10 protein-coding genes are annotated in these 10,670 nt (G+C 59.5%); 7 read left to right on the top strand and 3 right to left on the bottom strand.

Translation table 11 applies throughout. The features are described from left to right. The first annotated feature begins 156 nt into the window (after positions 1-156). Together J1G18_RS27610 and J1G18_RS27605 are read left to right on the top strand one after the other, a co-directional pair. A complete protein-coding gene (locus tag J1G18_RS27610; protein ID WP_098968357.1) occupies positions 157-633 on the top strand; it encodes a hypothetical protein in 477 nt (158 codons plus the stop codon). A gap of 65 nt (positions 634-698) precedes the next feature. Next, positions 699-938: a hypothetical protein gene (locus J1G18_RS27605; protein ID WP_193774888.1), complete on the top strand. Its 240-nt coding sequence runs from the start codon at positions 699-701 to the stop codon at positions 936-938. A gap of 103 nt (positions 939-1,041) precedes the next feature. Here J1G18_RS27605 and J1G18_RS27600 read toward each other — a convergent pair whose 3' ends face one another. Continuing rightward, on the bottom strand, positions 1,042-1,530 hold the full coding sequence (locus tag J1G18_RS27600) for an AAA family ATPase (RefSeq protein WP_139054459.1): 489 nt from the start codon (positions 1,528-1,530) through the stop codon (positions 1,042-1,044). An 88-nt stretch (positions 1,531-1,618) separates the two neighbouring features. On the opposite strand from J1G18_RS27600, the gene J1G18_RS27595 reads away from it, so the two are divergent. Then, positions 1,619-1,900 carry a hypothetical protein gene (locus J1G18_RS27595; RefSeq protein WP_098968355.1) on the top strand — a complete coding sequence of 94 codons (282 nt, stop codon included), beginning with the start codon at positions 1,619-1,621 and terminating at the stop codon, positions 1,898-1,900. A gap of 507 nt (positions 1,901-2,407) precedes the next feature. On the opposite strand, the gene J1G18_RS27590 is transcribed toward J1G18_RS27595, so the two are convergent. Then, positions 2,408-4,612: an OsmC domain/YcaO domain-containing protein gene (locus tag J1G18_RS27590; RefSeq protein ID WP_223009562.1), complete on the bottom strand. Its 2,205-nt coding sequence runs from the start codon at positions 4,610-4,612 to the stop codon at positions 2,408-2,410. 230 nt (positions 4,613-4,842) lie between these two features. Here J1G18_RS27590 and proP point away from each other — a divergent pair, with 230 nt between their 5' ends. Further along, positions 4,843-6,345, top strand: coding sequence for a glycine betaine/L-proline transporter ProP (proP, locus tag J1G18_RS27585; RefSeq protein ID WP_027613786.1), 1,503 nt, complete (start codon positions 4,843-4,845; stop codon positions 6,343-6,345). A 48-nt stretch (positions 6,346-6,393) separates the two neighbouring features. On the opposite strand, the gene J1G18_RS27580 is transcribed toward proP, so the two are convergent. Then, positions 6,394-7,260, bottom strand: a complete 867-nt coding sequence (locus J1G18_RS27580; RefSeq protein ID WP_223009560.1) for a LysR substrate-binding domain-containing protein — start codon at positions 7,258-7,260, stop codon at positions 6,394-6,396. 99 nt (positions 7,261-7,359) lie between these two features. On the opposite strand from J1G18_RS27580, the gene J1G18_RS27575 reads away from it, so the two are divergent. The 3 genes from J1G18_RS27575 to J1G18_RS27565 are packed head-to-tail and all read left to right on the top strand — an operon-like array spanning position 7,360 to position 10,563. Beyond that, positions 7,360-8,292: a DMT family transporter gene (locus tag J1G18_RS27575; protein ID WP_262415695.1), complete on the top strand. Its 933-nt coding sequence runs from the start codon at positions 7,360-7,362 to the stop codon at positions 8,290-8,292. Between the two features lie 47 nt (positions 8,293-8,339). Next, positions 8,340-9,596: an MFS transporter gene (locus J1G18_RS27570; RefSeq protein ID WP_098968352.1), complete on the top strand. Its 1,257-nt coding sequence runs from the start codon at positions 8,340-8,342 to the stop codon at positions 9,594-9,596. A 37-nt stretch (positions 9,597-9,633) separates the two neighbouring features. Then, positions 9,634-10,563 carry an alpha/beta hydrolase fold domain-containing protein gene (locus J1G18_RS27565; protein ID WP_223009564.1) on the top strand — a complete coding sequence of 310 codons (930 nt, stop codon included), beginning with the start codon at positions 9,634-9,636 and terminating at the stop codon, positions 10,561-10,563. Positions 10,564-10,670 lie beyond the last annotated feature (107 nt).

The following is a 10,670-nucleotide window of genomic DNA, read 5'->3' as shown; positions in this document are numbered from 1 at the left end:
CGATAGCGGTGTGTCAGACAACGCAAATGTCAGCGATATACCGCTATCGCGAGCAGGCTCACTCCTACAGGGTTCGGTGAAGAATGTGGAGTTTTCGGTTGAAGGCGATTCCGTCCATAATCCCTCCCCCAAATGGACTGACACAGGAAATGTGAAATGGACACCACTCAATGGCTCGGTTTGTTCGAGCGGGCTTTTCGCGGCATGGAGAAGAATCTTGAGCAAGTGCTGCAACTCAACAGTTGCCGCGAGCATTGGATTCAAGCCCAGATCAGTCTGCAAGCCTGGTTCGAAGATGAGATCGAGATCTGGACGGATCTGCCGATAGGCGACCGACGCAAAGCGGACCTGTACTCATTGGACGACAACGGTGCGCCGAGGATGGTCGCCGAAATCAAATGCCTGGGCGATGTCTCGCAGGCCAAGTGCCTGGAAGGCGATTGGTCAGTGCGGGCCGATGTTGATCGGTTGCGCTCTTTCGAATGCCCCACCCGCCTGTTCGTCCTGGTCATCGCCAAAGGCGAGCGCGAAACCAATACCGGACGTCGCCTTCGCGAAGATGAATGGGTGGATGGCCGGACATGCGTCACTGTGGATCTGCAATTTGCCCTGGTTCGGATGTGGGCTTTGTAGGTCAAGTTCTTCATCCACTTCTGCACGCGACGTGGGCCGACATCGCGGCTCGCTCGGGTGCGCCGTTGCTCAACATCGAAGTGATTTGCTCGGATCGACGTGAGCATCGTCGTCGGGTTGAGCAGCGGCAATCAGACATCACGGGGCTGACATCACCGAGTTGGTTTTCTGTTGTGAATCACGAATATGAGGCCTGGACGCAGCCGATCCTTCGGCTCGACACCACGAGTCTCTCCGTGGATCAGGCGGTGGAAATCATTGTGGGAACTGGCCTGCTGGCGATTGGGGCGAGCCTGCCAAAGTGATGGCGACTGACACGGCCCTATCGCTGGCAAGCCAGCTCCCACAGTTTTTTGCGGTGAGCTCAGGGTTGGCGGCTGCCAGAGATCCAAAGTGGGAGCTAGCCTGCTAGCGATTTCCGTGCATGACGATCTTCAGCTCCTCGCCCACTTCCGGCACCTGAAAGTAGCTGGAGATCAAATCAAACTCTGCATCCGACGCCGCAAACTCATGTTCGGCCAGCGCATTGCGTGCATGTAGCCGGGCGCGGCAAGTATCTTCATCCACCGCGAGATAGTGCAGGCAATGCGGCACTTTTGCAGTATCCGCCAGCCCTCGCAGCCACTGCCGATCCGCCACGGTATTGGCCGGAAAATCCAGCACCACACTCACCCCCGCGCTAAGCACATCGATCACCAACGGCCCCAGCACGCCGCGAATCTGCCGCGCACATCGAAGGTAATCCGCCACGGATTTGATCTGCTCCGGATACAGCCGCGACAGCCACTGATCCTCACTGAGCACCAGCGCGCGGTGCTCCTCAGCCACTAATTGGGCCAGTGTCGATTTGCCCGAGGCGATCTTGCCGCACATCAGGTGTAGTGTGGGTGCACGCATTGGGGACGCTTCCTTATGTCGATTGCTGGATAATGCCCGGCGCCTGTCAGCGAGGCAATTGAGGCGCATGACCCAACGAGGAACCCAGATGACCACAATCACCGCACGCCACTGCTCGTCCTGGGTGCTACTTACCCTGCTCGCCACTGCCATGGCGCTGACGGCCGGCTGTTCGAGCAAGCGCTACGCCACCAATGGCTCGAACTGCTACGCCAAAGCCGTGCCCACTTCCGGCGAAGGCGGTCTGGCCTGGGGCGATACCTTGAGCATGGCGCGCAAGAAGTCGTTGAATAACTGCATGCGTTATGCGAGCCGCTCCGGAGGGACGCCGAACACTTGCCAGGTGGTGCAGGCGCAGTGCAAGCGCTGACGGCACCGATAATGATGTTGGCTGAAACGGCCCTATCGCTGGCAAGCCAGCTCCCACAGGGTTATTGGGTGGACTCAGGATTGGCGGCTGCCAGAAATCCAATGTGGGAGCGAGCCTGCTCGCGAATGCGATCTGTCAGCCAAAGCGATGGCGACTGACACGCCCTCTTCGCGAGCAGGCTCGCTCCCACATGGGGTTGTGCAGTGGACTCAGAATTAGCGGCGGGTTCCCGCAGGTTTTGCGGCGGAGACGGGATTGGCGTCCAGTGTGCCGTCCTGATCCATGCGGTTCATGGCGTTGGCGTTCAAGTACACAGCAGTATTCGTGAGAGTCATTTTGCCGACTCCATGTCCCCACAATACTCACTTGTGGTGAGGGGATTTATCCCCGATGGACTGCGTAGCAGGCCCGCTTCTTTATTGGTTGAAGAAGCCCGGCCCACTTTGCGCGCCATCGGGGATAAATCCCCTCACGACAGGTTTACTCAGCAGAAGTGACCGTCTGCTATCAGCGATTCAAACCCGCCGCATTGGCGCGCGCCGCGTGTAGCTTCTTGTAGCTGTCGATCAGACGCAGGTGACGATCCAGCCCTTCGAGCTTCATGCTGGTCGGCGTCAGACCGTAGAAACGCACGCTGCCATTGACCGAACCGATCGCCGCGTCCATGCGCTCGTCGCCGAACATGCGGCGGAAGTTGGCCTCGTAATCGGCCAGTTCCAGATCCTCGTCCAGTTCCATTTCCAGGCACACGTTCACCGCCTGATAAAACAAGCCGCGTTCGACGGTGTTGTCGTTGTATTGCAGGAAGGCTTCGACCAGATCCTTGGCCTGCTCGAATTTCTGCAGGGCGAGGTAGATCAGCAGGCGCAGTTCCAGAATCGTTAGTTTGCCCCACGGCGTGTTGTCGTCGAACTCGATACCGATCAGCGTGGTGATGTCGGTGTAATCATCCAGCTCGCTGTTTTCCAGGCCTTGAGCAAGGTTGCGCAGGCCGACCTTGCTCAGACTGTGCAGGTTGAGGATGTCGGCGCGGAATTGCAGGGCCTTGTTGGTGTTGTCCCAGATCAGGTCGTCCACCGGATAGATTTCCGAGTAGTCCGGCACCAGGATCCGGCAGGCATTGGCGCCGAGGTCGTCGTAGACCGCCATGTAGGCTTCTTTGCCCATGTCTTCAAGGATGCCGAACAGGGTTGCGGCTTCTTCGGCGTTGGAGTTTTCGCCTTGACCTGAGAAGTCCCATTCGACGAATTCGAAGTCAGACTTGGCGCTGAAGAAGCGCCACGACACCACCCCGCTGGAGTCGATAAAGTGCTCGACGAAGTTGTTCGGTTCGGTCACTGCCTGGCCCGAGAAAGTCGGCTGCGGCAGATCGTTCAAGCCTTCGAAACTGCGGCCCTGCAGCAGTTCGGTCAGGCTGCGTTCCAGCGCCACTTCCAGGCTCGGGTGCGCGCCGAACGAGGCGAACACGCCGCCAGTGCGCGGGTTCATCAGGGTCACGCACATCACCGGGAATTCACCGCCCAGCGACGCGTCCTTGACCAGCACCGGGAAGCCCTGCTCTTCCAGGCCTTTGATCCCGGCGAGAATGCTTGGGTACTTCTCCAGCACTTCCTGCGGCACGTCGGGCAAAGCCATCTCGCCTTCGAGAATTTCGCGTTTGACCGCGCGCTCGAAGATCTCCGACAGACATTGCACCTGCGCTTCGGCCAAGGTATTGCCGGCGCTCATGCCGTTGCTCAGGAACAGGTTTTCGATCAGGTTCGACGGGAAGTACACCACCTCGCCGTCCGACTGGCGCACGAACGGCAGCGAGCAGATGCCACGCTGGGTGTTGCCGGAGTTGGTGTCGAACAGGTGCGAGCCTTTGAGCTCGCCGTCGCGGTTGTAAATGTCCAGGCAGTATGGGTCGAGAATCTCTGCCGGCAGCTCGTCTTTCGGACCGGGCTTGAACCAGCGCTCGTTCGGATAATGCACGAACTCGGCGGTGGCGATGTCCTCGCCCCAGAACTGGTCGTTGTAGAAGAAGTTGCAGTTCAGGCGCTCGATGAACTCGCCCAGTGCCGAGGCCAGCGCGCCCTCTTTGGTCGCGCCTTTGCCGTTGGTGAAACACATGGGCGAATGCGCATCACGGATGTGCAGCGACCATACGTTAGGCACAATGTTGCGCCACGAGGCGATTTCGATCTTCATCCCCAGATCGGCGAGAATCCCCGACATATTGGCGATGGTCTGCTCCAGCGGCAGATCTTTACCGGCAATGTAGGTGCCGGCTTCGGAAGTCGAATGCGGCATCAACAAGGCCTGCGCATCGGCGTCGAGGTTCTCGACTTCTTCGATCACAAACTCGGGACCGGTCTGCACGACCTTCTTCACCGTGCAGCGATCAATCGAACGCAGGATGCCCAGACGATCCTTCTCGGAAATGTCCGCTGGCAATTCGACCTGGATCTTGAAGATCTGGTTGTAGCGGTTTTCCGGATCGACGATGTTGTTCTGCGACAGGCGAATATTCTCGGTCGGGATATTGCGCGTTTCGCAGTACAGCTTCACGAAGTAAGCCGCGCACAAGGCCGACGACGCCAGGAAGTAGTCGAACGGCCCCGGTGCCGAGCCATCGCCCTTGTAGCGAATGGGCTGATCGGCGATCACCGTGAAGTCGTCGAACTTGGCTTCAAGTCGAAGGTTGTCGAGAAAGTTGACCTTGATTTCCATGCGGGTTTACCAGAGAGCAGAAACGAATTGGCGGCCATTATCCGGGTTTTCAGCCTGACGTCTTGTGCTTTTGCGTAATCGCCGCCGGGTGGGCTCTGCTGCGTCTTGGCGGGTGCGAACGACAAAAATGCCCTGAGCAGTGAATTTTTTCGTGTCTTCTTGTATCTGACGGAAAGAACCCATGCCAGCAAAACAATGGCATCGAATCCGTTCAGCTATGAGTGACCCGCATGAAATCAAGGAAAAACAAGGTCAATCCCATCGGATTGAAAGACATCACGATTGTCGACGACGCCAAGATGCGCAAGGCGATCACCGCTGCCGCACTGGGCAACGCCATGGAATGGTTCGACTTCGGGGTGTACGGCTTCGTCGCCTATGCACTGGGCAAGATCTTCTTCCCCGGCGCCGATCCTGGCGTGCAGATGATCGCAGCGCTGGCGACCTTCTCGGTGCCGTTCCTGATCCGTCCGTTGGGCGGGCTGTTCTTCGGTGCGCTGGGCGACAAATACGGGCGGCAGAAAGTGCTGGCCGCGACCATCGTGATCATGTCGCTGAGTACCTTCGCCATCGGCCTGATACCGTCGTATGAGTCGATCGGCATCTGGGCGCCGATCCTGCTGTTGCTGGCGAAAATGGCTCAGGGCTTCTCGGTCGGCGGTGAGTACACCGGCGCCTCGATTTTCGTCGCCGAATATGCGCCCGACCGCAAGCGCGGTTTCCTTGGCAGTTGGCTGGACTTCGGCTCGATTGCCGGTTTCGTCCTCGGCGCCGGTGTGGTGGTGCTGATCTCGACGATCATCGGCGAAGAGAAATTCCTCGAATGGGGCTGGCGTCTGCCGTTCTTCCTCGCCCTGCCGCTGGGCATGATCGGCCTCTATCTGCGGCATGCGCTGGAAGAGACGCCGGCGTTTCAACAGCACGTCGAGAAACTCGAAGAAGGCGACCGTGAAGGTCTGGCGGGCGGGCCGAAGGTCTCGTTCAAGGAAGTCGCGACCAAACACTGGCGCAGTCTGATGACCTGCATTGGCGTGGTGGCGGTGACTAACGTCACCTATTACATGCTGCTGACCTACATGCCGAGCTACCTGTCGCACAACCTGCACTACAGCGAAAACCGTGGCGTGCTGATCATCATCGCGATCATGGTCGGCATGCTGTTCGTGCAACCTGCGATTGGTTTTATCAGCGACAAGATCGGCCGCAAACCTTTCATTGTGGTCGGCAGTATCGGCCTGTTCCTTCTGGCGATCCCGGCGTTCATGCTGATCAACAGCGGCAAGATCGGCCTGATCTTCTCCGGCTTGCTGATCCTCGCGGTGTTGCTGAACTTCTTCATCGGCGTCATGGCTTCGACCCTGCCGGCGATGTTCCCCACACACATCCGCTACAGCGCGCTGGCCGCCGCGTTCAACGTCTCGGTGTTGATCGCCGGTCTGACCCCGACTGCCGTGGCCTGGCTGGTAGAAAGCACCAACAACCTGTACATGCCGGCCTACTACCTGATGGTGATTGCCGTGGTCGGCCTGATCACCGGCGTGACCATGAAAGAGACCGCCAACAAACCGCTGCGCGGTGCCGCACCGGCGGCGTCGGATCTTGAGGAAGCCAAGGAACTGCTCAAGGAACATCACGACAACATCGAGCAGAAAATCGAAGACATCGACGCCGAAATCGCCGAACTGGAAGCCAAGCGCAAGGAGTTGGTGCAGCAGCATCCGCGCATCAACTGATGTAATGACTGACGGCGGCCCTGCTCGGGGCTGCCGTCGCTCAACGCGTCACAACACGAAGCCGTCACCGATCAAACGCACCAGAACCTCCCCCGCCTCACTCAATTCACCCGGTGCCTGCATCAGGCGCAACTCGTGCAGCGGCAACTCGGGTAATCCCTCCTCACTGCTCAACACGCGCATGCCGGGTCGCACTTGCGCACGATCAACAATGCCCACCGCCAATCCGGCCTCGATGGCTGTTTCCAGCGCGCTGGCACCGGCGCTGACAATCACTGCGCGCCACCGGCGTCCCTGCTCGCTCAATGCATCCACGGCAACGCTGCGATAGGGACAACCCTTGCCGTGCAAGGCCAGCGGTACCGGCCGGGTGAGATCCTGCGTGTAATTGTGCGCGGCGACCCACACGGGCTGGGTCAGGCCCAGCATCCTTACGCAACGCGTCGATGGCGGCGCCTCTGCGACGACCACCAGCAACGCCAGATCCAGTTGCCCGCGTTCCAGACGCGCACTCAACCGACCGCTGGCACCTGTTTCGACTTCCAACTCAATGTGCGGAAAATCTGCCGACAGGTGCGGCAACGTACAGCCCAGGACCGCGCCGGCGTATTCCTCGGAAATCCCCAGGCGAACCCGCCCGCTGGCCAGCGGCGTGCTGAAACTCGCCAGCAATTGATCGTGGTGGCGTAGCAAATCGGCGCTCTGCAGGGCGAAGCGTCGACCCAGTGGCGTGAGGTTGACCGTCTGGTTATCGCGCTCCAGCAAGCGCCCGCCCGCCAGCGCTTCCAGACGCCGCACATGCAGGCTGACCGCTGACGGGCTCTTGTTGAGGAAACTCGCGGCGGCGAGAAATTGCCCGAAGCGCACGATTGCCTGAAAGGTGCGCAACAGTTCGATATCAAGGACTTCGGCCATGCTTGAGAATTCCTGCATCAGTGGTGCGGATCGTATCGTTTGAATGCATCAGTGCTTGATTCATATCATCGAACTCATTCCTCTGTCAGGTGCCATGCGATGAACGTCATGCCTGTTCGTTTTTTACTGCTGATGGCAATGGTGGTCAGCTGGAGTTCGGGGTTCATTGGCTATCGCTACGTCGCCGATCAGGGCAGCGTATACCTGGCCTCGTTGTGGCGTTTTGTATTGGCGGCATTGCTGTTGCTGCCGTTCGCCTGGCCCGGCTTGCGTGGTTTACGCGGCAAGGACATGTGGCATCAGGCACTGCTTGGGCTATTCGCGATGGGTGGCTACATCGGACCGATTGCCGCCTCGATTCAACTTGGCGTCACGCCTGGCACTGCGTCACTGTTTGCCAATCTGTTGCCGCTGACGATCGTGCTGCTGGCCGGCAGCGTCCCAGGCCAGCGCACACGTGGCTGGCAATGGCTGGGTGTGGCGCTGTGCGTGATCGGCATGCTGCTGGCCAGCGCCGCGAGTGTCGAATGGGCCGGTGCGGGGTTGTGGGCCTACAGCTTACCGTTACTGGCGGTATTGTCGCTGGCGGCGGCCACCTTGTTTGAGAAAGCCCGGCCGGGCATTGCAATACCGGCCACCACGGCGCTGTTCATTCAGGTATGCGCGGTGATTCCTGTATTTGCGCTGCTGGCTGGCCTTGAGGGTGAATTGTGCCCGCCCATCACTGCGGATTTCGTCAGTGGCGTGCTGTGGCTGGTGATCTTCTCGACGTTTGGTGGCTACGGATTTTATTGGCTGTGCTTGCAGCAATTCAGCATACAGCGCATCAGTGGCGCACTGTTTTTGACGCCACCGGTGACACTGTTGTGGGCGTGGATGCAGTTCGACGATCCGCTGAGTGCCAGCGCGCTACTCGGTATCGGTCTGACCTTGGTCGGTTTGCCATTGCTGGGGCGAGCGCCGAGCGAAAAAGTGTGTGCCGTCGGCATCCGCCAGGAAACTAAATCCGCAGGCGACAAGTCACTGACTTAGCGGAGGTTGAGGCATTTCGCCGAACCTCGTTTATTGAAGATGCCAGCGTGGTCACTCATACCAATCGTCGCAACAACCTCTCGCTGGACAGCCTGAATTTCTTCCTCGCCGATGTGCGCGACGGGCTCGGGCCGTATCTGGCCATTTACCTGCTGGCCGTTCATCACTGGGAGCCGGCCAGCATCGGGCTGGTGATGACCCTCGCTGGCATTGCCGCCCTTGTCACCCAGACGCCCGCCGGGGCCCTGGTCGACAACACACGCAGTAAACGAGCGGTGATCGCGATTGCCGCGTTACTGGTGACCGGCAGTTGCGTGGTGTTGCCCTTCGTGACGTCCTTCAGTCTGGTAGCGATCACCCAAGCGCTGAGCGCCGCCGCGGCATCGGTGTTCGCTCCGGCCATTTCGGCGATCACCCTGGGCATCACCGGGCCGCGCGCGTTCACCCGACGCACCGGACGCAACGAGACCTTCAACCATGCCGGCAACGCCTGCGCGGCGCTGCTGGCCGGTGGATTCGCGTACCTGTTCGGGCCGGTGGCGGTGTTTTATCTGATGGCGGTCATGGCGCTGTGCAGTGTTATCGCCGTGAGCTTCGTCGATGCCAACGCGATCAACCATGATCTGGCCCGGGGCCTTGACCCCAGCGACGCCACTCACGCCAAGGCGCCTTCGGGATTGGCGGTGCTGCTGACCAACAAGGCGCTGCTGATGTTCGCCATCTGCTGCGCCCTCTTTCACCTGGCCAACGCAGCGATGCTGCCACTGGTGAGCCAGAAACTGGCGCAGGTCAACTTGCAGATGGCGACGCCCCTGACCTCGGCCTGTATCGTTGCCGCACAACTGGTCATGGTGCCGGTCGCCTTGCTGGTCGGGGCCAAAGCCGATGTTTGGGGACGCAAGCCGCTGCTACTCGCAGGCTTCCTGATTCTGCCGCTGCGTGGCGTGCTTTATACGTTATCCGCCGACCCTTACTGGTTGGTAGCGGTGCAGATGCTCGACGGCGTCGGCGCGGGGATCTTCGGTGCGCTGTTCCCGGTGGTAGTGAAAGACCTGACGCTGGGCACTGGACACTTCAACATCAGCCTCGGCGCTCTCTCGACGGTGTTTGGTCTGGGCGCAGCATTGAGTGCCAGCGTGGCGGGCATTGTGCTGCAGGAGGCCGGTTACAACGCGGCATTTCTGACCCTGGCGGTGATTGCCGGAGTGGCGTTTGTGCTGTTGTGGCTGGCGGTGCCTGAGACATTGCCGCAGGTGGGGAATATTGAGCCGGCGCTGCAACCTGAGGAGGAAGGATTTGGCTAAGAATGTGCTTAAGTTCAGCGATAGTGATCTGGCGCAGATGCAACGCTTCAATCGCAAGCTCGCCTGGCTGCCGCGTTTTCGCATCCGCAATCGGCTGACGCCGCGTTTGATCCAGGCATTGCTGCGTGCCAGTCAGATTGTCAGCGCGGATAAAACGCTCAAGCATGATCTTCATGCGCAGAACATTGTGGTCCACTCACAAGGCACTTCAGTACCCGTCCGAATCATCCGCCCGCAAGGAAAGGCTCAAGGTGTGGTGCTGGATTACCACGGTGGCGGCTGGGTGATCGGCAATGCACGGATGAACGACGACCTTAATATCGGCATGGTCAGGGCATGCAACGTGGCGGTGGTATCGGTCGACTATCGGTTGGCAGTCAATACGCCAGTTGAGGATCTCATGCAGGATTGTCTGTGCGCCGCACGCTGGCTGTTGAGCGATGATTGCACGGAGTTCGTCGGCCTGCCGGTAATCGTTGTCGGCGAATCGGCAGGCGCGCATCTGGCAGCTGCCACCCTGTTAGCGCTCAAAGCATCATCCGATCTGCTGCAGCGGGTCAGCGGCGCCCTGCTCTATTACGGCGTTTACGATCTCGCCGGCACCCCAAGCGTGCACGCAGCACCTGCTGAAACGCTGGTACTCGACGGCCCGGGAATGGTCGAGGCGCTACGCTTGTTGACTCCAGGATTGAGCGATGATGAACGCCGGCAGGCGCCACTGTCTCCGCTGTACGGCGACTTGAGCGGATTGCCACCGGCGTTGATGTTCACCGGTGAACTGGATCCGCTGCGCGATGACACGCTGGAACTGGCTGAGCGCTGGCAACGATCAGCACCGGTTGAAGTACATCTACTGCCCTCGTCCGCCCATGGCTTTATCCATTTTCCGACCACCATGGCTAGTCGTGTTTTGGCCTACAGTCGGGCTTGGATTTCGCGTCAGATCTGGGCAAAAACAAGCAGTTAGGGCCTGTATTGGCAGGAAAATACTTTCCTGCGGGCAAAACAAAACCCCAACTGCTTTCGCAATTGGGGTTTCGGAATTTAATCTTGACGATGACCTACTCTCACATG

Source organism: Pseudomonas sp. MIS38 (assembly GCF_019891575.1).
Lineage (GTDB): Bacteria > Pseudomonadota > Gammaproteobacteria > Pseudomonadales > Pseudomonadaceae > Aquipseudomonas > Aquipseudomonas putida_A.
Note: the sequence above shows the minus strand (reverse complement) of the source record. Positions and strands in the feature narration are given on the sequence as shown.

Excerpts from the sequence above, each read along its gene's own strand:
- J1G18_RS27610 (WP_098968357.1), top strand. The coding sequence starts at position 157 with ATGGACACCACTCAATGGCTCGGTTTGTTCGAGCGGGCTTTTCGCGGC.
- J1G18_RS27600 (WP_139054459.1), bottom strand. The coding sequence starts at position 1,530 with ATGCGTGCACCCACACTACACCTGATGTGCGGCAAGATCGCCTCGGGC.
- J1G18_RS27595 (WP_098968355.1), top strand. The coding sequence starts at position 1,619 with ATGACCACAATCACCGCACGCCACTGCTCGTCCTGGGTGCTACTTACC.
- J1G18_RS27590 (WP_223009562.1), bottom strand. The coding sequence starts at position 4,612 with ATGGAAATCAAGGTCAACTTTCTCGACAACCTTCGACTTGAAGCCAAG.
- proP (WP_027613786.1), top strand. The coding sequence starts at position 4,843 with ATGAAATCAAGGAAAAACAAGGTCAATCCCATCGGATTGAAAGACATC.
- J1G18_RS27580 (WP_223009560.1), bottom strand. The coding sequence starts at position 7,260 with ATGGCCGAAGTCCTTGATATCGAACTGTTGCGCACCTTTCAGGCAATC.
- J1G18_RS27575 (WP_262415695.1), top strand. The coding sequence starts at position 7,360 with ATGAACGTCATGCCTGTTCGTTTTTTACTGCTGATGGCAATGGTGGTC.
- J1G18_RS27565 (WP_223009564.1), top strand. The coding sequence starts at position 9,634 with ATGCAACGCTTCAATCGCAAGCTCGCCTGGCTGCCGCGTTTTCGCATC.